The sequence below is a fragment of the Spirosoma profusum genome (genome assembly GCF_014699005.1).
GTDB classification, from domain to species: domain Bacteria; phylum Bacteroidota; class Bacteroidia; order Cytophagales; family Spirosomataceae; genus Spirosoma; species Spirosoma profusum.
The window spans coordinates 1-25,520 of sequence record NZ_JACWZY010000031.1; the positions used below are offsets into that span (position 1 = coordinate 1).

Below are 25,520 nucleotides of genomic sequence, written 5' to 3' on the forward strand. Positions count from 1 at the left end.
ATTCCCTACCAAGCCGACCGGGTCGCCGGAGCGGGAAGGACGCATATTAACGTATTATAACAAACTAGTTCGGACGTTTTAATATGCTTCCTTCCCGCTCCGGCGACCCGGTCAGCTTGACAAAATCGCTATAATTCTACCAATTTATCATACGTCTCTGGCCGCCGGTCGCGGAAAAACTGCCAGACGCTACGTACCTCGTCAATCATATCGAGGTCAAAATCGGCGATCAAAAGTTCGTCCTTATCTTCTGAAGCGCTGGCAAAAATCTGACCGCGCGGGTCGACAAAATACGACGTACCGTAGAAACGACCGAGATTCCAGGGGTTTTCTTCACCTACCCGGTTAATGCAACCCATGAAATAACCATTGGCAGCGGCATGTGCGGGTTGTTCCAGTTTCCAGAGGTACTGCGACAGCCCCGCCACCGTTGCCGACGGATTGTACACAATCTCGGCACCATTTAGGCCCAAACAACGCGCTCCATCAGGAAAATGGCGGTCGTAGCAGATGTAAACACCTACTTTCGCGTAGCGCGTCTGGAAAACGGGATAGCCTAGATTACCCGGTTTAAAGAAGAATTTCTCCCAGAATCCCGATGTATGCGGAATGTGATTCTTGCGGTATTTGCCCAGATACGTACCGTCGGCATCAATCACAGCAGCCGTGTTGTAAAGTACGCCCGCCTGCTCTTTTTCGTAAATCGGCACAATCATGACCATGCTGTATTTTTTCGCATACTCGGCCATTTGCTCGATGGTCGGTCCCGGAACTGTTTCCGCTGATTTATACCATTCGGCATTCTGCCCCGGACAGAAATATGGCGTATTGAAAATCTCCTGCAAACAAAGAATCTGCACGCCTTTCTGACCGGCTTCCTCAATAAGCGGCAAGTGCTTCTGCACCATCGCTTCTTTAATTTCATCAATTGTGCCCTCGCCTTCGGTTTTCGGCAGGCTCATCTGTATCAATCCTGATTTTATGATTCTTGGCATGTTTTTTTGGTTTGGGGGCAGAAGGGTAAGGGCATAGGGACAAGCTAACCCCAGGCCCTTACCCTTCTGCCCTAGGCTATTAAATCTTCCCGCTTACTTTGTTTCGTTTGATAAATTGACCGTATCCTCTATCGACCAGACATTTGTCGTCGTCTATGGCGACTGTGCCACGTAGTAGTACGGTCTTTACTTTGCCAGTCAACTCCCAACCTTCATAAGCCGAATAATCAACGTTCATGTGGTGCGTTTTGGCCGAAAGTGTATGCGTTTGGTTGGGGTCGAAGATGACAATATCGGCGTCGCTGCCTACGGCGATGGTTCCTTTTCGGGGGAACATACCAAAAATTTTGGCAGGGTTTGTACAAGCGACCTCTACGTATTTGTTCAGGGTAATTTTCCCTTTGTGAACTCCCTCGCCATATAACAGTTCCATCCGGTTTTCGATGGCAGGGTGCCCGTTCGGGATTTTGGAGAAATCATCTTTCCCCATTAATTTCTGCTCCCACTTAAACGGGCAATGGTCGGTCGCAACGATCTGCACAAGCCCCTGATTGATACCGGCCCACAAAGTTTGCTGGTCTTTTTTCTCGCGCAACGGCGGACTCATCACCCATTTAGCGCCTTCAAAATCATCACCATAGAGAGACGCATCCAGAGTCAGATATTGAATGCAGGTTTCAACAAATACTTTCTGATTGCGCCGGGTCGCACTCCGAACAGCATTCAGTGCTCCTTCGCAGGTCATGTGAACAATGTAGCCGGGGCAACCTGTGTAGTCGGCCATATCGGCAAAACGGCCACTGGCTTCGGCTTCTGTAACCTCAGGCTGAGAAAGATAATGGTAACGAGGGGACAGTTTTCCTTCAGAACGGTGTTTGGCAGTGAGATAGTCAATTACGTCGCCGTTTGTCGCGTGAACCGTTACCATTCCGCCCTGTTTTTTGACTTCCTGCATCAAGCCAATCATCTGCCGGTCGTCAATCATGAGGGCACCTTTATAAGCCATAAAGGTTTTAAACGACGTAATACCCTCGTTCTCAACCATCCCTTTGATTTCAGCCTTCGAGTCTTCGTTGAAATCTGTTACAGCCATATGGAAACTATAGTCGCCCACCGCCGTTCCCTTGGCGCGGGAATTCCATTCGGCAAGAGCTTCCTTCAACGAATGCCCTTGTTTTTGAAGAACAAAATCAATGACCGTGGTCGTACCTCCGAATAAGGCTGCCCGAGTACCCGTCTCGTGCGTATCGCTTGAGAACGTACCCATGAACGGCATTTCGAGGTGAACATGCGGGTCAATTCCTCCGGGAAACACCAGTTTTCCAGATGCATCAATTACTGTATCTGCATTCATTGTCAGGTTTTTGCCAATCATCGAAATGGTCTCCCCTTGAATGAAAATATCAGCTTCGTAATCATCAGTGGCCGTAACAATCCGACCGTTTTTTATCAGTACAGACATAATAATTATCAGCTTTTCTCATTAGGCACAAAGCTGCAAGAAAACGTTCATAACACTTGAATCAGGCTGTGGTAAGTTGTGGCTTTTGAATAACGTAGCGCCCTCGCATCAACCCCAGATACACTCCTCCACTCACCAGAAAACCAACAAACCAGGCGTAGTTATACAATTGTGTAATCCAGCCGGGTACACTTTCGGCAGACACTGCGCCTATTGTAACCAGAAAACCAGGGATATTAGGCAGAATTCCCGCTAGCAATGCCCAGACAGCAACCGAATTAAACCCATTTTTAAAACTATAAATACCCGTTTGGCTGTACAAATCAGTGACTGATAACTGCTTCTTTCTGAGGAAATAATAATCAGCAATCATGATACCACCCACCGGCCCCAATAGACTTGAATAGCCTACCAGCCAGGTAAATATGAAGCCTGTCGGATCGGCGATGAGTTTCCAGGGGAAAATGAGCATTCCAATAACACCCGTAATATACCCACCTTTCCGAAAATCGATTTTCGAAGGAGCCAGATTGGCAAAATCGTTGGCTGGACTCACAATGTTAGCCGCAATGTTGGTTGCTAGCGTCGAAATGGCGACGGCAATCATAGCAATACTAACCAGAAGTTTACTGTCGAATTTACCGGCCAGCACAATTGGGTCCCAAATCGTAGTGCCGTAGATAATCGTTGTGGCCGACGTAACAACCACGCCAATAAACGAAAACAAAGTCATGGCGGGCGGAAGACCAATTATTTGACCATTTACCTGCGCTTTCTGACTAGTCGCGTAGCGAGTGAAGTCAGGGATGTTCAGCGACAACGTAGCCCAAAAGCCCACCATACCTGTCAGCGCCGGAAAGAAAAACGCAAAAAATGCGGCTGAGTCGGCAAACTTGGCGGGTTGCTGCAAGATAGGCCCCAGTCCATTTCCAACCGAAATAGCCCAGAACAATAACGCCAAAGCAGCCGCTGGCAGAAAGAAGGCTTTGAAAACCAGCAACTTCCGAATGCTATCCACGCCGAGATACACTACGTACATATTCAGTAACCAGAACAGCAGGAAGCAAATGGCCGGCCCCGTTTCCAGCCCGAACGAAGCCGGGAAAATTCTCGGCAACGTTTCAAGCGACGGAATCCAGAGACGTAGCATCTGGTAAATCGAGAACCCGCCAATCCAGGTCTGAATGCCAAACCAGCCGCAGGCCACAATGGCACGTAGCAACGCCGGAATATTGGCCCCACTTGTTCCGAAACTGGAACGTACCATCACCGGAAACGGAATACCATACTTAGCGCCCGCGTGTCCGTTCAATACCATGGGAATCAAGACAATAGTATTACCCAGAAAGATGGTAAAAATAGCCTGCCACCAGTTCATCCCACCCTGAATGAGCGAACTGGCCATCATATACGTTGGAATACACAAGCTCATACTAATCCACAGAGCGGCATAGTTCCAGGTAGTCCAGGTACGTTTCGAGACGGGCACAGGGGCCAGGTCCTCACTGTAGAGCGAAGATGATTCGTCTACAGGGGTCGTTGGTTCTTCCATTTTGCTGTTACGGTATTCCATTTACGGTTAACAAGAGGTTAAACGAGGTTTTAGTGAGTATTGGACAATGTAAAATGAATAATGTTAAGTTACCAGTAACCCTAAATTATTCATTACTCTACATATGCATCGGCAATAGTTAACGCTTCGCTAATAATGGCCAGCCCTTCATCAATTTGCTCCTTTGTAACGATAAGGGGCGGGGCCACAAATACGTAGCTCCAGCGTACGAATGTGTACATGCCTAGCTCCTTAATTTTTGCCCCTACTTTGCTCATTACGGCCATTTCTTCGGGTTTGGCATTAAACGGAGCCATCGGCTCTTTGGTGTTCCGGTTTTTCACGATTTCGAAGCAACCCAGCAGACCCGTCGTTCGGAAATCACCAATGCAGGAGTGTTTCGTCTTCATCAGTTCGGCTTGTTCTGCTACGTATCGCCCCATTTCGGCTGCATTCTCAATGAGGTTATCGTCTTCGTAAATTTTTAGTGTTTCGAGGGCAGCCGCGCAGCCTACCGGGTGAGCGTTATACGTCATACCCGTTGCCAATACCGTATCATTGTAACGAGCAGCAATTTTGTCGGTAACCATCAGACAGCCGAACGGCAGATAACCGCTGGTAATACCTTTCGCCATCGTAACCATATCAGGCACAATACCATGATTTTCAAAACCGAACCATTTGCCAGTACGTCCGAAGCCGCTCATCACTTCGTCGATGATAAGAAGAATGCCGTACTTATCGCAGATTTCCCGAACAGCTTTCAGATAACCCACCGGATATTGCAGGCAACCCGACGTACCAGATTCACCCTCAAGCAGAAAAGCCGCAATGTTACCCGGCCCTTCATAGGAAATGATACGTTCCAGTTGTTCCACCGAGTCCGTCAGCATACTGGCTTCGTCGTGGTTCCAGCGATACCGATATGGGATGTCGATATGAACGAAATTTGGAGATTGCTGCGAATCATCAGGCAGTTTACGAGGATCACCGCCCACAGAAAGTGCACCATACGTAGCACCGTGGTACGACTGATAACGACTCAAAATTTTATGGCGTCCGGTATACGACCGCGCCATTTTCAGAGCAGCTTCTATAGACGTAGCACCGCAGAGCGTGAAGTAAGCTTTGTTTAAATCACCAGGGCAGATTTCAGCCATTTTCTTACCGAGTTCACCCCGAACTTTAGTTACACAGTAAGGCGTTACGTAGCTCACCTCCTGCATCTGCCGGACCACCGCTTCCGTAATACGTTGATTTCCATGACCGATGTTCACGTTCATCAGCCCCGATGAAAAATCGATATAGCGTTTTCCGTCGTAATCATAGAGATAAACACCCTGCGCATATTTTACGGCGATAGGCGAAATCCCTTTCTGTTTACTCCAGACAAATACGGTCGAGTCAAAATTGTCCTGAAGGACTTCCTGCGATTCGGAAAGTGTTTGTGTGTCAAGCATGTTTTTTTGATAGTTGTAGGGTTGTAGCGTTATAAGGTTGTACTGTTGTCGTAGCGTGCGTCAGTCCCAGCGGGGCAGTCCAGCGCAACTTTATTATTCTACAACATTACAACCGCAACGGCGGACCGTTTTAGAACTTACTCAACTCATCCAGTTAATTCCCGCTTCGGGGTTCCATTTGGTGGTACTCTTTTTCAGTTTTGTCCAGAATTCGATGGAGCTTTTGCCCGTAATATCGCCGACGCCGAACCGGCTTTCGTTCCAGCCCCCGAACGAAAACGGCTCGCGCGGAACAGGTACACCGACATTGACGCCTACCATGCCCGCACTGGCCCGGTCCATAACGTAGCGCGCCATGCCGCCGTTTTGGGTAAATACCGAAGCGGCATTGCCGTAGGGATTCGCATTCTCGATTGCCAGCGCTTCATCGACCGTTTTGGTCCGCATAATGCTGATGACCGGGCCGAAAATTTCCTCTTTGGCAATCGCCATGTCGGGCGTTACGTAGTCAATCACTGTCGGGCCAACATACGTACCGTTTTCCTTGCCTTCTACCTTCGGACTTCGTCCGTCAACCAGCACTTTTGCGCCCAACTTCTCGGCTTCGGTAATGTAGCGTTCGATACGTTCTTTCGAGTCGCGATTGATTACCGCACCCAGATTTTTGCCCGGTACTACGTTACGTGCTTCTTCGCAAAGTTTCTCGATAATATGGTCGACCGGCCCAACGGCTACCATCGCAGAAGCGGCCATACAACGCTGGCCCGCACAACCCGCCATCGACGCTGTGATGTTCTGCGCTGTCATCCCTGGAATAGCATCGGGTAACACAATCAGGTGATTTTTCGCACCGCCCAGCGCCAGACAACGCTTCAGATTGTTTGTTGCACGTTGATAAACCAACTTGGCAATCTTCGTGGAGCCAACAAACGACACGGCTTCGATGCCTGGATGATCGCAGATGGCTTCCACTACGTCCCGGTCGCCGTGTACTACGTTAAAAACGCCTTTAGGCAAACCGGCTTCCTGCAACAGTTCGGCTAACCGACCTACGCTCAGCGGTACCTTTTCGGAAGGCTTGATAATCATACAGTTGCCCAGCGCGACAGCATTCGGAATGGTCCAGTTGGGTACCATGCTCGGAAAGTTGAACGGCACAATACTTGCCACTACGCCCAGCGGTACGTGTTCGGTTCGGCATTCGACGCCCCGGCTAACTTCCAAAATTTCGCCGGTTACGATCTGCGGCAATGAGCAGGCAAACTCGGCTAACTCCGCTCCTTTTTCGATTTCGGCAACGGCTTCATCATAAGTTTTGCCGTTTTCCTCCTGAACCAGCAGCGCCAATTCTTTTAAATTTTTTTCCAGCAGTGCTTTATACCGAAAAAAGACTTGTACGCGCTCTTTAATCGTTGTGCGACTCCAGGTCGGAAACGCGGCTTTGGCCGCCTGAACGGCTGCGTCCAAATCCTGATTGTTAGATAGCGGAACCGTAGATAATAACGTACCATCTACAGGCGAAATAACATCCAGAGAACGTTCGGTAGCGGCCTCGACAAACTCTCCGTTTATATAATTCCGAATGGGGGCGTATTTCATGATTTACAATCAAATCTGCATATTTTGCAGAAAATTATTGGCAAACTAAAAATTTTTCATCAACCAGCCAAAAATTAACAATATTTTTACGCATCTGATGATTTCTCACATGGAGAAAAACCCTAGCACGCTCGACGACCTCGACTTTGCCATATTATCTTGTTTACAAAAAGACGGGCGAATGTCATTTACAGAAATTGCTGAGCGATTGAACGTATCAGTCGGAACGGCCCGAACGCGCCTGAACCGACTCATTGACGATGGCATAATTAGCATTATAGGCCGGGTCGACCCCGACAAAGTTGGCTTTGGTGCCTATGCGCATATTGCCGTGTACGTCCGCCCTGCTACGTTAAAGGAACAGGTAGCGGAGACCATTTCTCAGCTACCCGAAGTAAGTTTTCTGGCCAGTACGTCTGGTGAGTATGATTTAGAAGTAGATGTTATGTGCCAGAGCAACAGCCATTTAGTGCAGTTCGTCAACGATATCTCCGTGATCGAAGGTGTTTATCAGACGAAAACCACGCTGTATTTCAAAGTTTACAAATACGCCCAGCCCGATTTGGGATTGCTGAAGTAGACTTGTTCGCATAACAAAATATACATATTAATCGCTAACTATTAAGAACTTAGAAATATCGTATGGAATAGTGTATTATCTTTTACTATATTTAGAATTAAATTTACATCTACCGATATTAAGAGTTTATTTATTTACTTACGTATTAACAGTAATTGTGAAGAACGACACCAATAACAGTGGCAGATAAAAACAAAAATAGCTATCTAACTTATTTAGTTGCAACAGTTTGGCTTATAAATGGGCTTATTTGTAAGGTATTAAATCTTGTTCCAAGGCATGAGCATATTGTTTCAAGAATTTTAGGTAGTCAACACTCAAGTTTTTTAACATTTCTTATTGGGGTTTCAGAAATAATAATGGCTATTTGGATTTCAATAAGATACAAGTCAAAACTGAATGCTATTACCCAAATGGTAATTGTGTTTACAATGAATATTTTAGAATTTATTCTGGCTCAAGATCTCTTACTTTTTGGAAAATTTAATTTTATTTTTGCGTTAATATTTATCGGACTAATTTACTATAATGAGTTTATCTTAAACAAGAGGTTAAATTTACAAACAAGATAATGAGCTTCCTTAAAAATCACCCGTTTGCAGTTGAATCCTTTTTTGAAAGTTCATTAGTTTTAACATTTGCGTTACCTAAAGAACAACTTCAAAATTTGATTCCTAGTTGCTTACAATTAGACACATTTCAAGACAAATGGGCATTTATTGCAGTTGCAATGGTCCAAGTAAAAGAACTTAGACCAAAAGGATTTCCTAAGTTTATGGGCAATAACTTTTTTCTTATTGGTTATCGAATTTTTGTTCGATACGTTAATAGTTCAGAAAAAAAGCTCAGAGGTTTATACATAATTAAGTCTGAAACCGATAAGAAAAAAATGGAATTTTTAGGCAATATTTTCACACATTATAATTATACTTCAACCGACATAAAACAGATTACTGTAGATAATTTCAAAACAATTCAATCAAATAAATCTAAATTTAAGGTTATTATTGAATATACAAACAGTGAAATACCACTTCCTGAAGTTTCACCATTTACTAACTGGAAAGATGCTAGAAAATTTGCAGGCCCATTACCCTATACTTTTACTTATAATAATGACGACAAAAGTGTTTTAATTATTGAAGGCGTTCGTCAAAACTGGAAACCTGAAGCCATAAATATAAAAAATTATCATTTCGGTTTTTTAGAAAGTCTGAATCTTCAAAATATGGTTTTAGCAAACGCATTTGAGACAAAGAATGTTCCTTATTATTGGAGGAAAGGGATAATTGAAAAATGGAGCTAAAGCGTAAGCCATTTCAAGGCATTTTAAATATTATTCGTTTTAACTGGCACTTTTATTTAATTGCCTGTTTAAGTATTCTTTTTATATTTCTTTTCGGGAATTATTTTCCTAAATCTATTCAAATTTTTTCTTTTTGGGCTGCTTATATATCAATATTGACAATTACTACCTCACTAATTGTATCATTTTATATCTACGATATCTCTGACCTTTATGAGTTCAATTGGCTTGTAACTTCTGACAATAAGAAAATTTTGAATATAAATGCAGGATTTGACGAGACAAGCGTAATTATTAAACGTAGATACCCGAATAGTAAATTAACTATATGTGATTTTTATAACCCAGATAAACATACAGAAATATCTATCAAAAGAGCAAGGCAGATTTACCCACAAGATCAGAATACAATTCAAGTATCAACCCAAAAACTTCCATTTGCAGATAATTCGTTTGATATTTCATTATGTTTTTTAGCAACTCATGAAATTAGAAATGAAAGTGAAAGAATTGACTTTTTTAAGGAACTTAATCGTGTAACAAAAACAACTGGGCAAATATTTGTAACAGAGCATTTAAGGGATGTAAAGAATTTTTCTGCTTACACCATCGGCTTTTTTCATTTTTACTCAAAATCAAATTGGCTACGTATCTTTCTACAATCTAACTTGACAGTAAAGCAAGAAATAAAAACAACGCCTTTCATCACGACTTTCATAATCGAAAAATTTGATGATACATTTTAAAATAGTTGGAGCATTATTAATCTTTTTATCTTTAGTTCATATAGTTTTTCCCCGATATTTTAATTGGGGAGAAGAATTGAAATCATTAAGCTTAATTAATAGGCAGATGATGATTTTCCATACACTCTTCATTGCACTTATAATTTTCTTAATGGGATTACTCTGCTTAACTTCTCCAACTGAACTTTTAGAAACTAAACTTGGAAAGACAATTTCGCTAGGTTTTGGCATTTTCTGGTTAACAAGACTATTCATTCAGTTTTTTGGTTACTCTACTGATTTGTGGAAGGGGAAAACACTTGAGACAATTATACATATTCTATTTTCATTCCTTTGGACTTATCTATGTGTGGTATTTTTACAGGCAGCAGTACATTGATAATAGCGATACTAAAGAAGTAATAAATATATCTAACGAGGGGTTGCTATAATGTTAGCGGTTAAGGTTCCATAAACGAAATTGACCGTGCGGTAAGACTTAGAGAAAACTATCTTGCCAATAAACAAGCGAGAAAATCACATGGCTACTACAGAAATCAAAACCTATTCGCTTGCCGAAATGAAAGATAATTACATCGGTAAAGTAGGTTACTAAAGAGCGTGACGAATACGAATATGAACTTCGTATGGACGTTTTGAGGAAAATGATAAAAACCGCAAGGCAAGAACGCAATATGACCCAAGAAGAGCTTGGCAAACTCGTAGGGGTTCAGAAAGTGCAAATTTCTAAACTTGAGAATAGTACCAACAGTGCCACTATTGACACTATTCTGAGAGTTTTCAAGGCCTTAAAAGCTGAAATAAGCTTCAATGTGAAACTCGAAGATAATTTCGTAAAACTCACCTGATGTTCATTTCACTACGTTCCGCCGTTTCTTACGCCAGCGCAGAAACAGCCACACGACTCCCCAGCCAACCAGCGCCAGAGGTAGTAAATAAAACGCACCAATAAATACGTCGCCAATTAGTCGGAAACCGTCGGAGAGGTTATGCCAGATTTGGGCATAAAATGGCTCTTCTGGCCTCAGGGCAACTTCGGTTTGCTGGTAATACGTTAGATTGATGGTACTAAGCGAAACTTCGTCTTTGAGTTGGCGCAACTCGGCTTCCTCCACTTCGCGATCTTCGCGGATGGCCGCCAATTGCTCTTCTATTTTTAGTACGTCCTCCACGTTACGTGCCTGTTTCAGTAGTTTTAGATACGTTTCTTCAACCGCTTTTTTACTACGTATTCGGGCTTCCGTATCCACGTAGCGACGCGTTACGTCCTCAGCCGTAATGGATTTAGTATCTGTAAAAATAGATTCCTTCAACACCGACTCCAGCAGCGCATCGAAACGGGCGGCAGGAACCCGAATAATCAGCGCATTCTCAATAGTATTATACGACTTCGTCTCGTTCGAGCTGGTAATCTGCCCGCCAGCTTGCTGAACGGCCTGTTCAATGGTTTTTCCCGATGCTTTAAAATCGTTCACGCGGAAACGTAGTTGCGCATTTCGGATGATTTTCCGATTTGCTGTTGCCTGGGGTTGTGGTGACGTTTCAGGAGGAGACGGCGGGGCCTCTTCATCCGCTTCGGGTTCGCTCTGTTCGGGTGAGGGGGCTCTCATGGCTGCCATTTCGCGTGGTGCGGTAGACTGCATTGTTTTCCATTCTGGCTTGGATTGGCAGGCAATCGTGAATAGCAGCAGGGCAAACGTCAAAAATTTATTCATGTTTGTAAGATGCAGTTCGGTGGTGATTTCCACACAAGATACGGAGCACTTCAACTTCTCGAAAAATGAACATAAATGCTCATTTTTAACTATTTGCTTCGAAAATTGCGAACGATGAGGCCCGCTCAGTTGTTATCCTAATATAGCCGAAATGGCCCACCGGCCTGACAATCCCTCGCTTTCGTTTTGTACCACTTTCCTTGTCAATTTTGATAAGTCGATGCATTTGCGTCTATATTTGGGCGAACCGGACAGCGATTCAACGTTTTGTTGGGCACGAAGTCCTAAATGAAAAGGGGCTTTGAACTACCCAATAGCGAAGGTAATTTCAACCTGAATATCGAATTATGTCAAAAAACTTAGTCATAGTGGAGTCGCCGGCGAAGGCGAAAACCATCGAAGGCTATCTGGGTAAAGATTTTACGGTAAAGTCCAGCTTTGGACATGTCCGTGATCTGCCGAAAGATGGACTCGCGGTCGACGTAACCAATGGGTTTATGCCCTCCTATGAGATTTCGCCCGACAAAAAAAAGCTGGTCAGCGAATTGAAATCGCTGGCAAAGTCGGCAGATGAAGTCTGGCTGGCAACTGACGATGACCGCGAAGGAGAAGCTATTTCGTGGCATTTGAAAGAAGCCCTCGGCTTACGCGACAATACCAAACGTATCGTGTTCCGGGAGATTACGAAAAATGCCATCCAGAACGCTATCAAAACGCCCCGTACCATCGATGTCGATTTGGTGAATGCCCAACAGGCGCGTCGGGTTCTTGACCGGCTGGTTGGTTATGAACTGTCGCCGGTTTTATGGCGTAAGATCAAGGGCGGTAGCACGGGTTTGTCGGCGGGTCGTGTGCAATCGGTGGCGCTACGTCTCGTCGTTGAGCGTGAACGCGAAATTGATAAACACTCGGCCAAATCGTCGTTTAAAGTCACGGCGCAATTCATTGTCGACGGTAATAAAGTGCTGAATGCCGAACTGCCGAAGAATTTTGCTACGTCGGGTGAGGCTCGCAAATTTCTGGAAGCCTGCATCGGTGCTACGTTCACTATTAAGAATTTAGAGGTAAAACCGGCCAAGAAATCACCAGCTCCGCCGTTTACTACGTCGACGCTGCAACAGGAAGCCTCGCGCAAACTCAGCTACTCCGTTGATCGGACAATGCGATTGGCGCAGAATCTGTATGAAGCCGGTAAGATTTCGTACATGCGAACCGACTCAACGAACCTATCGCAGGAAGCAATTGATAAGGCGAAGGCAGAAATTGAGACTGAATTTGGCCAACGCTACGTTCAGACGCGTCAGTTCAAGACTAAAAACGAATCGGCGCAGGAAGCGCACGAAGCGATACGTCCGACGAACTTCAACGACCGCAACGCAGGTGCCGACCGCGATCAGAAACGTCTTTACGAACTCATCTGGAAACGAGCCATTGCCTCCCAAATGGCTGATGCTCAACTCGAACGTACCATTGTAACCATTGGTATTCGTTTCGCCAACGGTGCAAAACCAGCCGAGGAACTAAGTTTTGATGTGTTTGGAGATGATTTCGACGCATCGAAACAGGTAACATTTAATCCTCAGGCGCAAGCTGTAAACACTACGTTCCCGAACGAACTGGTTGCCCAGGGCGAAGTGATTAAATTTGATGGATTCCTTCGTGTTTACCTCGAATCGAAAGATGACGATGACGATGAGGAATCTAAAGGAATGCTTCCCCCGCTTACCATCGGCCAGATTTTGAATCTGGGGCAGATGAAAGCTACGGAGAAATTCACCCGCCCGCAACCGCGCTACGCTGAGGCATCGCTGGTGAAAAAGCTCGAAGAAATGGGCATCGGTCGACCTTCTACGTATGCGCCTACCATTTCGACGATTATCAATAGGGGGTACGTCATCAAACAGGATAAACCAGGTCAGGAACGGAAATACCTGGAATATACGCTTCAGCAAAATCATATTACCGAAACCAGCGGAAAAGAAACGTTCGGCTCCGAAAAAGCGAAACTGTTCCCAACCAACACGGGTATCGTGGTCAATGATTTTCTAGTCGAATATTTCCCCGACATCGTGGATTATAAATTCACGGCGACGGTCGAGAAAGATTTTGATGAGATTGCCGACGGACGCATGAACTGGCAGAAAATGCTGGAAGGATTCTACGGCGATTTCCATAAGAATATCGAGGAAATTCAGGGATCGTCGGTGAGTTCGTTCAAAACAGGAGCGCGCGAGTTGGGTATTGATCCAAGAACGGGCAAAAAAGTGTCGGCCCGACTGGGTAAATACGGTGCCTACGCTCAAATCGGCGAATCGACCGACGAAGATAAACCTCAATACGCCAACCTGCGGGAAGGCCAACTCATTGAAACCATTACGTTGCAGGAAGCGCTGGATCTGTTCACGCTGCCCCGCGAAGTAGGTTTCTTTGAAGACAAATCACTGACCATTGGCATCGGGAAATTTGGTCCTTACGTGAAGCACGACGACAAGTATGTATCGCTCACGAAGGAAGATGATCCTTATACAATTGACGAAGCGCGCGCCATCCAATTGATTCAGGCCAAACGCGCCGAATCGATCAGCGAAGCAATCGGTGAATTTGAAGGCAAGCCAGTTACTACGGGTAAGGGACGTTTTGGTCCTTATGTGAAGTTCGATGACAAATATGTTTCACTACCACGTAACGAATCACTGGCGGGTCTTTCGCTTGAGCGGGCCATTGAACTGATTCAGGCTAAACGTCAACAGGAAGCGAATAAATACATTAAAGAATTTCCTGAGCGACCAGAAATAAAGGTAATGAATGGTCAATACGGACCATATCTGTCGGTTGGTAAACGTAACGTTCGCATTCCGAAAGACGTCGATGCAGCAACCCTTACGCTGGAAGACTGCCTGAAACTGGCTGGCGAAGAACCAGCGGCCGCAAAAGCTCCAGCAAAAGCAAAAGCGGCAACCGCCAAGAAAACGACAGCTAAAAAGGCATCTGCAAAGAAATAGAAATTTCGAAAGGCTTTTTTGTCATTCTGAGGAGCGAAGAATCTTAAAGCGCTCTAACCTGAGAGTTAGGAAACATTAAGATTCTTCGCTCCTCAGAATGACAAAAAACTACTCAACCTTCCTAAATCGGAAGGTTTTTTGTTTGCCTGCCTTTAAAAATTCCTCGCTAATTTGCCGCCTTAATTCATTCGTAACTATGCATATACACCTGAAACTCCTTTTTTTAGCTTCTCTCCTCTCCTACTCAACGTTTGCTCAAACTGATAATCAATATAATCTGATTCCTTTTCCAGCTCGATTTTCCGGGCAAAATGGTCAGTTTAACCTTACTGCTACTACTAAAATCATTACGTCGCCCGCTGCCGATGCGTCCGTTAAAGCCGTTGCACTAACGTTCGCCAGTCAGGTGAAAACGGCCAACGGATTGACGCTGGGAATTGCGCCAACCAGTCCAGCATTGGCCAAAGGAGCGCACATTTTTCTAACGTTAAACAAAACGCTGAACCTAGGCGACGAAGGCTATAAACTCACGGTTACCCAGGGTCGTGTGCAGGCCGAAGCATCTACCGCTAAAGGGCTTTTCTACGCGGCTCAAACCATGCGGCAACTCTTGCCTACCACCCAAAGCACTACGCTTTCAATGCCCGCCTGCGCCATTACCGACAAACCGCGTTTTGGTTATCGTGGACTAATGCTCGATGTCTGTCGGCATTTTATGCCCGTGCCATTTGTCAAAAAGTTCATCGATCTGATGGCGATGCACAAGCAGAACACGTTTCACTGGCACCTGACCGATGACCAGGGGTGGCGTATCGAGATCAAGAAATACCCCAAACTGACGCAAGTTGGCAGTAAACGGGCCGAATCCATCATTGGGCAGTATTATCAGAACTATCCGCAGCAATTCGACGGAACACCGCACGGTGGTTTTTATACGCAGGATCAGATTAGGGACGTAGTACGCTACGCGCAGAGCCGGTTTGTAACAATTATTCCCGAAATCGAAATGCCTGGCCATGGACAGGCCGCGCTAGCGGCTTACCCCGAACTGGGCTGCGACCCGGCTAAAGGTTACAAGGTCTTTACAAAATGGGGCGTTTCGGATGATGTATACTGCCCTTCGGACAAAACGTTCAGCTTTCTGCAGGACGTATTGACCGAAGTCATGGCACTTTTCCCCAGTAAATACATCCACATCGGTGGCGACGAATGCCCGAAAACGGCCTGGAAAAACAGTACTTTCTGCCAGGATCTGATCAAGAAAAATAAGCTGAAAGACGAGAACGAACTCCAAAGTTATTTCATCCGACGTATCGAGAAATTTGTCAATAGTAAAGGCAAATCGATCATTGGCTGGGACGAGATTTTGGAAGGCGGCCTTGCTCCAAACGCTACGGTCATGAGCTGGCGCGGCACTGAAGGAGGTATTGAAGCGGCCAAACAAAAACATAACGTCATCATGACGCCGGGTGCTACGTGTTATCTCGACAAATATCAGGGTAATCCAGCAACCGAACCGCTGGCTATTGGTGGCTATTTACCTCTCGATCAGGTATATGCATACGAGCCGATGCCTTCTGAACTTTCGGCGGCTGAACAGAAACACATACTGGGCGTGCAGGGCAATATCTGGACCGAGTATATGAAAACGCCCGAAGACGTAGAATATATGGCGTTTCCCAGAGCCATTGCGCTGGCTGAAATTGGCTGGATGCAGGCGAGTTCGCATAACTTCGAGGATTTTGCCCAACGCCTGAAAAATCACCTACCCCGACTCAGCAACGTCAATTACGCGAAACGACTGTTGGACATTTCAGCCAGTACGCAGCCTAACGACCAGGGCCAACTTCAGGTCAAACTGAGCAAGCTGGATATTGACAGTCAGATTTTTTATACCACCAACGGCAAGGAACCCAACGAACGTAGCACGGAATACATCGGTCCTTTTACGCTAGCCAAAACAGCGACGGTACGTGCCATGACTCGGGCTGGAGGAAAGCCTACCGGCGGTCAGTTAACACAAACGTTCACATTGCATAAGGGTAAAAACAAGCCTTATACCTATGCCATCGCGCTTGGAAACAAAAGCGATGAAAACACAAAAAAACTAACCGACGGCGTACGTAGCGAAACACCCCGCGACCGACGTCAATGGGCCAATTTCTTCGGGGATATGGACGTAACACTCGACCTCGGCGACGTAACAAGTGTGACGAAAGTGTCGCTGAATTTCCTGAAAGTTATTTTAGAGAAAAATTTCCCGCCCACTTCGGTCGAAATTGCGTTATCGAAAGACGGGACAGATTTTAAAGATGCCATTGCGCAACCTGTCAAGTACGAGTTGAATGGGCCGTGGGATATTCTACCTGTGGTCGCTGACTTTAAAACGGCCCGCGCTCGTTACGTTCGGATTCGCGCCAAAAATGCAGGCGTGTGTCCGCCCGAACACCCCGAAGCTGGCCAAAAAACCTGGTTCGCGACGGATGAAATCGTTGTAGAATAGCAGAGGGGTAAGGGTATGGAGCATAGGGAAGAGGTTGCGTTTTGACCCTATGTCCCACGCCCGTTGCCCTTGCAAACAATTACACGCATGAACACTCGCAAAAAAATAGTTGTGCTATCCGGAGCTGGCATTAGTGCCGAAAGTGGTATTCCTACGTTTCGGGCGTCGGATGGCCTATGGGAAAATCATCGGATTGAGGACGTAGCAACGTTCGATGCCTGGCAACGGAATCCGACGCTAGTGCAGGATTTTTATAATCAGCGCCGTAAACAGGCGCTCAGCGTTCAGCCGAATGCGGGGCATCTGGCATTGGTTAAGCTGCAAGAAAAATACGACGTAACGGTCATTACACAGAACGTAGATAACCTGCACGAAAAAGCGGGCTCCTCGAAGGTGATTCATTTGCACGGCGAATTGTTTAAGTCGCGCTCAACAGCCGACGAATCACTCATTTATGAAATTGAGGGCTGGGAACTTAAACTGGGTGATCTCTGCGAAAAAGGAGCACAGTTACGGCCTCATATAGTCTGGTTTGGCGAAGCTGTACCCATGATGGACATAGCACTCGACATTACGTATGATGCGGATATTTTTATTGTTGTCGGTACGTCGCTCAATGTGTATCCTGCCGCCGGACTGGTATATGCAACACGTAATGGTATTCCGATCTACGTAGTGGACCCTAATATTCCGGATATGCACAAAAAAGCCAACGTTACGTTCATTACCGAACCCGCCACAATTGGTTTAACTCAACTGGCCGATCAATTATTGGCCGAAGTGAATACGTAGTGTTTACTTTTACAAAGCTAAAAATGGTTCCTGGAGTAAAAGGCACTAGCTCTTTTTCCCGTATTTCCGTTCGTTGAAGTTTTTGGCTTGTTCTACCCAGTTATCGCGCTCGATACGTCCGGGAAAAAACTCAATGATTTCATTGACTTTGTCGATGTCTTCTTTGGTAAAATTGCCGACCTGTCGAAACGTGTAGATACCGAGACTATGTAGTTTTCGTTCCAGAAAAGGGCCAATTCCTACAATATCTTTGAGATCATCGGCTTCGGAGGCCATAGCCCGACCAATCCGGTCGAAATTAATTTCACTGGCTCGGGATGCAATCCGGTTCAATACAGCAGCTTCCGAATCTGTCGCTTTTACAGCGGCATCGGCTGGCGGAGCAACCTTTGGCGGGGGCGGTGCAACGGTAGGTGACGGAGGTGCTACCGGAACTGTTACAGGTATATTGACTACGGGTGGCTCTTCGACCGGAATTGGTTCTGGTGTGTCGTCAAGCGTGAAAACAGGTAAAAGGGGATCAGCTGGTACGTAGGCTGGTGGGGTTTCTATTACCGACTCCGGACGACGATACGTTCCACTCGACGTGGCTTCAGCTTTTGCCCGACGGCAATTTTCCAGTTCAGTCTCTTTCTCGGCCACCGACGAACGTAATTTGCTGATTCGACTGGACAACACCAGCCGCCCCAACAGCCAGCCTACCAAAGTAGCCAGAGCCAGCAAAAGCAATATTTCAAGAATAGCAACCGGACGACTTAAGGGGTCTAATCCAAACATGGCGAGATTTTAGTTTAGGGTATGCTCCGGGTTAGAGTTGGTTCAATCTATTTTTTTATCAAACTTTTTGCCTGACCCACCCAGTCGTCGCGCTCGATACGTCCGGGAAAAAATTCAATGATATCGTTCACTTTATGAATGTCTTCTGTGGTAAAACTGGCAATCTGTCGGAAGGTATAGATACCGATGGCATGTAGTTTTTTCTCCAGAAACGGCCCAACACCCACAATGGCTTTGAGGTCGTCGGCTTCGGAGGCCGAAGCGAGGCCGATGCGGGAAAAATTGATTTCGTTTGCCCGGTTTCGAATACGATTCAGCACAATTGTTTCTTCATCATCGGCACTAACAACCGGAGCAGGAGCTCGGTAGCAGTCGTCCACTTCTCGCGTGGTGCTTGCCAAATCGCCTTCGAGCTGGCGAATAGTACTCTGTCGTGATACGTATCCAATAATAAAGCCCAACACACCAGCTACCAACAGCATAATCCACTGTTGTATTTGCGCATCAGGTAAGTTAAGCGGATTCAGTTCAAACATAATCTGGAGTGTTTATGAGTTGAAGGTTGGAGTTCAATATTTCAGCCGGGCGCCGGGCGATTCATTGCCTGTGTCAGCCAACCGCCCGGCGGCCCGGCTAAAACCTTGAACATGGAATAGATTTATTATAACACGACAACCGATACGCGTCGGTTGGCTTTTCGCCCCGACATAGTGCTATTATCGGCTTTAGGTTCCGTTTCGCCTTTTGCTCTGATTTCAATCTGCGAGGACGAAACACCCGCTTTACGTAGTCTGGCCTTCACGTCGTTTGCCCGATCGCGGGAGAGTCGCATGTTTACATCGTCGGGCCCAGAATCATCCGTGTGGCCGGTTAGCTGTAGTTTTTTGTCTTTGTGATCCGCCAGGTAGTGAATGGCTTCTTCAAAGAACTTAACCGTTTCCGCCGTTTTGATGTAATTAGCTTCAGCCAACGGGAAATACAGATCGATCGGTTCAAAAATTGACTTAAACTTTTGACTTTCAGCCAACTCTCTTTCCGTAGTAGCCCCAGTAAGCGTAAGTATAGCGGGTGGCGTGGTCGCTGCGGATGTTGTAGCTGGTTCAGGAGCCGTAGCCGCCGTCGTTTCATCCACTGGCGTTGTATTTGTTCCGCCTGAGAACGCAAAATCGAGACCGCCTACTAACGAATCACCTTTAGCCGTATAGGGCATGTTACGTTCTACTCCTTTTGTTGTAATCGATGCGGCCGGAATGCCTTGCTGCACCATGTATTGCTTCATACCTTCGGCGCGGGCCAGACCCAGATTCGCAAACGAAGTTGTGTTCGACTCGTCAGAAACGTAGTAGCCAATAACTTCAACGTTTCGGCCCGGATTCTTTTTCAGGTAAGCCGTCAATTCATCCAGCGAACCACCCAGCGAATTCATGTTGGCGTTGGCGCCAGATTTGGCAAACGTAAACTGACCGGGGAAATCAAGGCGAAACAGGTTTCCATCGGCAATCGTATAGCCATCGGCACCGGGGGGCGTTGTGGCTTCAGGATCAGATGTAGTCACCGAAGGCTGGGCATCCTCAACGCATAGCTGCTTAATTTTACAGACGTGCCACCAGGTTGAGCCGAGCATCCAGAGGATGAGCAGAATAATCCAGGGAGTTTTGTTAGCGAACATAACGGTAATTGGACAGTAGGCTGATGCGTGGTTTTGTGCGCTCGTTTAAGACGAAAAAAGCCGAAAAGGTTGCTCAAAAATAAGCGTAACAATTATAAATGCAAGATTACCAGTATTGTTGCAGCAAACAATCTATTTCAAGCTCCAAACACATGAAAAAAGTCCTTTTTGGGCCAAAACAAAGCGTCCCGGGTGTTAACTTGCCGACTCATTGAATGAATAATGGCTACTGGACAATGATTAATGAAAATGACAGCACTTCCACCATTATCCATTACCAATTAACCATTTTTCATTAGCCATTATGATTATCGACCTGCGCAGCGATACGGTTACTCAACCTACTCCAGGCATGCGCGAAGCCATGTTTTCGGCCCCGCTTGGCGACGATGTTTTTGGCGACGACCCAACCGTCAATGCGCTCGAACGTAAAGCGGCCACAATGTTCGGAATGGAAGCCGCTTTGTTTTGTGCATCGGGAACGATGACGAATCAACTCGCTATTCGTACGCACACGCGTCCCGGCGATGATGTCATCTGCGATCAGCTTTCGCATGTGTATCTCTACGAAGGTGGTGGAATTTCGGTCAATGCACTGGCCTCAGTGAGTTTGGCCAAAGGTGAACGTGGTAAACTCACACCCGATCTTATTCGCGAACACATTTACAGTCCTGCCGATCCCCACAAGCCTTTATCGCGGCTGGTCGTTCTCGAAAACACGATGAACAAAGGGGGTGGTTGCTACTATACTGTCCCCGAAATTGCCGCTATCCGACGTACCTGCACCGAAAATGGGCTTTTACTGCATCTCGACGGTGCCCGCCTGTTCAACGCACTGGTCGAAACGGGTGAACCGACCGAAGCGTATGGACAACTGTTCGACTCCATCAGTATTTGTCTGTCAAAAGGCTTGGGCTGCCCGGTAGGCTCTTTGCTGCTTGGGAAGGCTGATTTTATCAAACAGGCTCGTCGGTTTCGGAAGCTGATGGGTGGTGGTTGGCGGCAGGCGGGATTTCTGGCGGCAGCGGGTATCTACGCGCTCGATCACCAAGTCGACAGACTGAAACAGGACCATGCCCGCGCTCGCAGAATTGGGGCATTCCTCGAACGTTTACCCGAAGTGCAGGAAATTTTCCCAATTGATACCAACATCGTCATTTTCAGACTTCCCGAAACCATCTTGGCTACCGATTATGTTGATCAGTTAGCCACTAAAGGCATTCGCAGTGTTACGTTCGGCAAGCATCTGGTGCGTTTCGTAACCCATCACGATTTTACGGATGAACACCTGGCGGAAATGGAACTTCTTCTGAACCGGCATTGAGCAGATTTGGGGATTAACACGATTTTGTCGATAAGCGCTTCAAGGAAGCGAAAACAAAATCCTGAAAATCCATCAATCTGCTAAATCCCGGTTCTGACAACTTATGCATATACAAACCAGAACATTACAGAAGTCCGACTATCATGATTTGAAAGAAACCATGATTGAGGTCTATAGCGGTATTGGGGGCGATTATTGGCCGAAAAGCTCGATCACCAAACTGCTGAATATTTTCCCGGAAGGCCAGTTTTGCGTCGAAGTCGATGGCAAAGCGGTGGCTATTGCGCTCGCTATCCGGGTCAAATACGACAACTTCGGCGACAATCATACCTATTTCGAAATTACAGGTGGCTACACTTTCAAAACGCATAATGACGAAGGCGATTACCTCTATGGCATTGAGGTTTTCGTGCACCCTGATTACCGCGATTTGCGGCTGGGTCGACGTCTCTATGACGCCCGAAAAGAACTCTGTGAGCAACTGAATCTGAAAGGCATTCTGGCCGGTGGACGTATTCCAAATTACAATAAATACGCCAATGATCTGACCCCCCGCGAGTACATCGCAAAGGTGAAACAAAAGGAGATTTACGACCCGACGCTCACCTTTCAATTGTCGAATGATTTCCACGTCAGGAAGGTGCTACGTGGGTACTTGCCCGGCGATTCGGAGTCGAAAGAATACGCTACGTTGCTGGAGTGGATTAACATTTACTACGTTGATGAAAAAGACAAAAAGCCGCATACCGACTCAATCATACGCCTGGGTGTGATTCAATGGCAGATGCGGCTCTTCAAAAATCTGGAAGCATTCCTGGATCAGGTAGAGTTTTTTGCCAATGCCGTGAGTGATTACCGGGCCGATTTCATGGTATTGCCCGAGTTTTTCAATACGCCTTTAATGGCTGATTTCAACGACTTGCCGGAACCGGTGGCGATACGTAAGTTGGCTGACATTACCGAATCCGTCCGAGAAAAACTCTGCGAACTCGCCATTTCCTACAATGTCAATATTGTTGGGGGCAGTATGCCGCTCGTTGATAAAGATGGTAGGCTGTATAACGTAGCGTACCTCTGCCGGCGCGATGGTTCGTGGGAAGAGTATCGGAAGATTCACATTACACCCAACGAAGTGAGACACTACGGTATGGTAGGTGGCTACGAAATTCGGGCATTCGATACCGACTGCGGGAAAATCGGGATGCTTATCTGCTACGACGTTGAGTTTCCAGAATTGAGCCGAATTCTATCGCAACAGGGTATGCAGATCCTGTTCGTGCCGTTCCTGACCGATACGCAGAATGGCTACTCTCGGGTACGTCACTGCGCGCAGGCGCGGGCCATCGAGAACGAATGCTACGTTGCCATTTCAGGTTGTGTGGGCAATTTGCCGCGTGTTCATAATATGGACATCAATTACGCTCAGTCGGCGGTATTTACCCCTTCGGATTTTCAGTTTCCGACGAACGCCGTCAAAGCCGAAGCAACGCCAAATACCGAGATGGTCCTGATTGCTGACGTTGACTTGAGTCTGCTAAAAGAATTACATGAACACGGTTCAGTGCAGGTACTAAAAGACCGCCGAACGGACCTTTACGACGTAACACTAAAAAAAGCAGCTCGCAAAGCGATGAAACAACGTAAAGCCTCTGCTGACAACGACCCTGAAGAAGTCGCTCCGATTATTGTGGTATCGGATTAAAGAAGCTTTGTTGTTACGTAGTATTCCAGCTTTTTCAAGGGAGTTAGTCACGAATGCCATTACTAAAAAGTAATGGCATTCATATTTTATCTCGTCGCTCACTTATAAATCACACGCGCCATTTCCAGCGGCCGGTCGGTGCTCAAAATATCGGCTCCGTTATCGACGAACGTTTTATAGACTTGATAGCCTTTGGCATCCGCCTGTTTGTCCAGATTGCCCAGCGTGCCCAGAATAGTGGCAATTCCTTTTTCGTGCAGAAACTTATATAAATCCGCTTCGGGCTCTTTCACGCCAACGAACGCAACCATGCTGTTATCAGGCACGCCTAACTCGCGCAGGCGATCATATTCGGCCCGGTTACGTATCGTTACTGAGATCATCAGATTTGGGTCGAGCTGATGCACTTTGGCCGCGTCCTGCGCATTGTACGTAATAATCGCTACGTAGTTGCTCATCCCCGTTTTGTGGACCATATCGACCACTTTGGCAAACGATACGTTACGTTTGACATCCAGCGTAAACGTAACAGGATTTTTACCTGCCTGACTTTTGCCCCATTGAAGCGTTTGTTCCAGCGTTGGAATTTTGTAAGGCGTTACGTTGCCCATGTTATCCTCCAGCCGAAATTGGTCTAGTTCGGCGTAGGTTTTCTCGATCAGTTTGCCGGTACCAGTCGTAGTACGGTCGAGAGTGGCATCGTGCATCATGACCATCACACTGTCTTTGGTCAGGTCGATATCGCACTCAATCACGGCCGGATGTGTTGCGGCTCCCACCTGCTTCGCTACGTAAGCAAACGATTCCAGGCAGTTTTCGGGGTAAGTTTTCAGGTCGCCACCACCCCGGTGCACCGAGATTTTGGGTAATTGACCTGCTTTGTATGTAAAAAAATCGGCCGATTGGGAAGTAGAAAGATTCGTAGAGGCTTTTGGCGCACAGGCTGTAACGAAACCAAGTAGGCCCCAAAGTAGTGGTTTTGCGTTCATTCGCAGTGAAGAAGAAAGGAACCGTTCGAACATGTTGACTTGTTGATGACCTACAAATGTACGCGGAATCCCGGCCGGATTGACGGACACGGCCCGTAGAATCCTCGCACGCACTCAATCATCAACGTAGTATGGTTCCCTTCTCAATTCTTGATTTATCGCCTATCGTAGTCGGAAACACGGCTGCTCAGGCACTGCACAATACGCTCAGTCTGGCCCAACACGCTGAACAACTGGGCTATAATCGTTACTGGCTGGCTGAACATCACAACATGCCCGGTATTGCCAGCGCTGCTACGTCGGTCGTAATTGGCTACGTAGCGGGCGGCACGAAAACCATCCGGGTAGGTTCCGGCGGAATTATGTTGCCCAACCACTCGCCCTTAGTCATCGCCGAGCAGTTTGGTACGTTGGAGTCGCTTTACCCAGGACGTATTGATTTGGGACTTGGACGAGCTCCCGGCTCCGACCAACCGACGGCCTATGCACTACGTCGGAATGCGACCGGGCCTGATACGTTCCCGCAGGATGTGGTTGAATTACAGCGGTATTTCCAGCCCGACGACTCGAATCAGTTTGTGCAGGCAGTTCCGGGTAATGGCCTAAATATTCCTATCTGGATTTTAGGATCTAGTCTATTTGGTGCGCAACTGGCCGCTATGCTGGGGCTTCCCTACGCGTTTGCATCACACTTTGCTCCCAAAGATTTGATGTATGCGATACATGAGTATCGAACACAATTTAGGCCATCTGCCAATCTGGATAAACCGTATTTGATGGTAGCCACTAACGTCATAGTTGCTGATACCGACGCTGAAGCACAGAGGTTGTTTACATCCGTACAGCAGCAGTTTCTTTACATACGCCGGGGAAAAGCCCGACAAATGCAGCCTCCAGTCGATGATTTATACGCTGACTGGCCGGAAAACGAAATTATGGCTACGAACTCGATCTTCCGGTATGCCGCTGTTGGTTCTCCCGAAACGGTTCAACGTAAGTTAACCAGCTTTCTGCAACAGACTCAGGCTGATGAATTGATACTTTCTGTACCTATTTTCGATCATGAAGCCCGAAAACATTCACTCACATTAACTGCTCAAATCCGCGACGCCATAGCCGCTCAACAGGCAGAAGCTGTTACGTTATAATTAATGAAAAATGGATAATGGCCAATGAATAACTGGCTTACTAACCAATATTATTTATTGTCCATTAACGTGAATTATGGATAACTCACAATCTAACATTCTGAATTTTAGAGCATTGCTGGCGCACAGGGCTTCGACAGGCTCAGCCTGACAGTTCAGTTAAAGTCCTCGAATCGAGTTGGCTTGTCGGCTGGGCCTG

At 46.6% G+C, this 25,520-nt stretch carries 21 protein-coding genes; 11 read left to right on the top strand and 10 right to left on the bottom strand.

Annotation, left to right across the window (positions count from 1 at the left end):
* Positions 1-128 precede the first annotated feature (128 nt).
* From IC229_RS27200 to IC229_RS27220, 5 genes are all read right to left on the bottom strand, one after another.
* Positions 129-995 carry a nitrilase-related carbon-nitrogen hydrolase gene (locus IC229_RS27200; RefSeq protein ID WP_190890869.1) on the bottom strand — a complete coding sequence of 289 codons (867 nt, stop codon included), beginning with the start codon at positions 993-995 and terminating at the stop codon, positions 129-131.
* Between the two features lie 79 nt (positions 996-1,074).
* Positions 1,075-2,457 (bottom strand): dihydropyrimidinase, encoded by a 1,383-nt coding sequence (gene hydA, locus IC229_RS27205; RefSeq protein ID WP_190890871.1) that lies wholly within the window; start codon positions 2,455-2,457, stop codon positions 1,075-1,077.
* 61 nt (positions 2,458-2,518) lie between these two features.
* The gene (locus tag IC229_RS27210) at positions 2,519-4,009 is read right to left on the bottom strand and encodes an NCS1 family nucleobase:cation symporter-1 (RefSeq protein WP_190890872.1); all 1,491 of its coding nucleotides are present in this window, start codon (positions 4,007-4,009) and stop codon (positions 2,519-2,521) included.
* Positions 4,010-4,122: 113 nt separating this feature from the next.
* Positions 4,123-5,469: an aminotransferase class III-fold pyridoxal phosphate-dependent enzyme gene (locus IC229_RS27215; protein WP_190890874.1), complete on the bottom strand. Its 1,347-nt coding sequence runs from the start codon at positions 5,467-5,469 to the stop codon at positions 4,123-4,125.
* Between the two features lie 141 nt (positions 5,470-5,610).
* Positions 5,611-7,068, bottom strand: a complete 1,458-nt coding sequence (locus tag IC229_RS27220) for a CoA-acylating methylmalonate-semialdehyde dehydrogenase (RefSeq protein WP_190890876.1) — start codon at positions 7,066-7,068, stop codon at positions 5,611-5,613.
* A 109-nt stretch (positions 7,069-7,177) separates the two neighbouring features.
* Between IC229_RS27220 and IC229_RS27225 the strand changes: the two genes are divergently transcribed.
* From IC229_RS27225 to IC229_RS36310, 5 genes are all read left to right on the top strand, one after another.
* Positions 7,178-7,648: an Lrp/AsnC family transcriptional regulator gene (locus IC229_RS27225; protein WP_190890878.1), complete on the top strand. Its 471-nt coding sequence runs from the start codon at positions 7,178-7,180 to the stop codon at positions 7,646-7,648.
* A gap of 179 nt (positions 7,649-7,827) precedes the next feature.
* Positions 7,828-8,220, top strand: a complete 393-nt coding sequence (locus tag IC229_RS27230; RefSeq protein ID WP_190890880.1) for a DoxX-like family protein — start codon at positions 7,828-7,830, stop codon at positions 8,218-8,220.
* Positions 8,220-8,954, top strand: coding sequence for a DUF2071 domain-containing protein (locus IC229_RS27235; protein WP_190890882.1), 735 nt, complete (start codon positions 8,220-8,222; stop codon positions 8,952-8,954). The genes IC229_RS27230 and IC229_RS27235 overlap by 1 nt, the downstream gene beginning before the upstream one ends.
* The gene (locus IC229_RS27240; protein WP_190890884.1) at positions 8,945-9,700 is read left to right on the top strand and encodes a methyltransferase domain-containing protein; all 756 of its coding nucleotides are present in this window, start codon (positions 8,945-8,947) and stop codon (positions 9,698-9,700) included. Before IC229_RS27235 ends, IC229_RS27240 begins: the two co-directional genes overlap by 10 nt.
* Before the next feature lie 674 nt (positions 9,701-10,374).
* Entirely contained in the window at positions 10,375-10,548 is a 174-nt protein-coding gene (locus tag IC229_RS36310; RefSeq protein WP_449451364.1) for a helix-turn-helix transcriptional regulator, read from the top strand.
* 3 nt (positions 10,549-10,551) lie between these two features.
* On the opposite strand, the gene IC229_RS27250 is transcribed toward IC229_RS36310, so the two are convergent.
* A complete protein-coding gene (locus IC229_RS27250) occupies positions 10,552-11,415 on the bottom strand; it encodes a DUF4349 domain-containing protein (RefSeq protein ID WP_190890886.1) in 864 nt (287 codons plus the stop codon).
* Between the two features lie 347 nt (positions 11,416-11,762).
* Between IC229_RS27250 and topA the strand changes: the two genes are divergently transcribed.
* From topA to IC229_RS27265, 3 genes are all read left to right on the top strand, one after another.
* The gene (gene topA, locus IC229_RS27255; RefSeq protein ID WP_190890888.1) at positions 11,763-14,417 is read left to right on the top strand and encodes a type I DNA topoisomerase; all 2,655 of its coding nucleotides are present in this window, start codon (positions 11,763-11,765) and stop codon (positions 14,415-14,417) included.
* A 196-nt stretch (positions 14,418-14,613) separates the two neighbouring features.
* Positions 14,614-16,920 carry a glycoside hydrolase family 20 protein gene (locus tag IC229_RS27260; RefSeq protein ID WP_190890890.1) on the top strand — a complete coding sequence of 769 codons (2,307 nt, stop codon included), beginning with the start codon at positions 14,614-14,616 and terminating at the stop codon, positions 16,918-16,920.
* A gap of 87 nt (positions 16,921-17,007) precedes the next feature.
* Positions 17,008-17,712: an SIR2 family NAD-dependent protein deacylase gene (locus IC229_RS27265; RefSeq protein ID WP_190890892.1), complete on the top strand. Its 705-nt coding sequence runs from the start codon at positions 17,008-17,010 to the stop codon at positions 17,710-17,712.
* Between the two features lie 45 nt (positions 17,713-17,757).
* Here IC229_RS27265 and IC229_RS27270 read toward each other — a convergent pair whose 3' ends face one another.
* The 3 genes from IC229_RS27270 to IC229_RS27280 form a co-directional block, all read right to left on the bottom strand.
* Positions 17,758-18,489 carry a hypothetical protein gene (locus IC229_RS27270; protein WP_190890894.1) on the bottom strand — a complete coding sequence of 244 codons (732 nt, stop codon included), beginning with the start codon at positions 18,487-18,489 and terminating at the stop codon, positions 17,758-17,760.
* 47 nt (positions 18,490-18,536) lie between these two features.
* Entirely contained in the window at positions 18,537-19,025 is a 489-nt protein-coding gene (locus IC229_RS27275; RefSeq protein WP_190890896.1) for a hypothetical protein, read from the bottom strand.
* Between the two features lie 125 nt (positions 19,026-19,150).
* Complete coding sequence (locus IC229_RS27280; RefSeq protein WP_190890898.1) at positions 19,151-20,158, bottom strand: OmpA family protein; 1,008 nt, start codon at positions 20,156-20,158, stop codon at positions 19,151-19,153.
* Positions 20,159-20,462: 304 nt separating this feature from the next.
* Here IC229_RS27280 and IC229_RS27285 point away from each other — a divergent pair, with 304 nt between their 5' ends.
* Both IC229_RS27285 and IC229_RS27290 read left to right on the top strand, forming a co-directional pair.
* The gene (locus IC229_RS27285) at positions 20,463-21,482 is read left to right on the top strand and encodes a threonine aldolase family protein (protein ID WP_190890900.1); all 1,020 of its coding nucleotides are present in this window, start codon (positions 20,463-20,465) and stop codon (positions 21,480-21,482) included.
* Between the two features lie 103 nt (positions 21,483-21,585).
* Positions 21,586-23,184, top strand: coding sequence for a bifunctional GNAT family N-acetyltransferase/carbon-nitrogen hydrolase family protein (locus IC229_RS27290; RefSeq protein ID WP_190890902.1), 1,599 nt, complete (start codon positions 21,586-21,588; stop codon positions 23,182-23,184).
* A gap of 98 nt (positions 23,185-23,282) precedes the next feature.
* On the opposite strand, the gene IC229_RS27295 is transcribed toward IC229_RS27290, so the two are convergent.
* Positions 23,283-24,173, bottom strand: a complete 891-nt coding sequence (locus IC229_RS27295) for a glycerophosphodiester phosphodiesterase family protein (protein ID WP_190890904.1) — start codon at positions 24,171-24,173, stop codon at positions 23,283-23,285.
* 131 nt (positions 24,174-24,304) lie between these two features.
* Here IC229_RS27295 and IC229_RS27300 point away from each other — a divergent pair, with 131 nt between their 5' ends.
* Positions 24,305-25,321: an LLM class flavin-dependent oxidoreductase gene (locus IC229_RS27300; RefSeq protein WP_190890906.1), complete on the top strand. Its 1,017-nt coding sequence runs from the start codon at positions 24,305-24,307 to the stop codon at positions 25,319-25,321.
* Positions 25,322-25,520 lie beyond the last annotated feature (199 nt).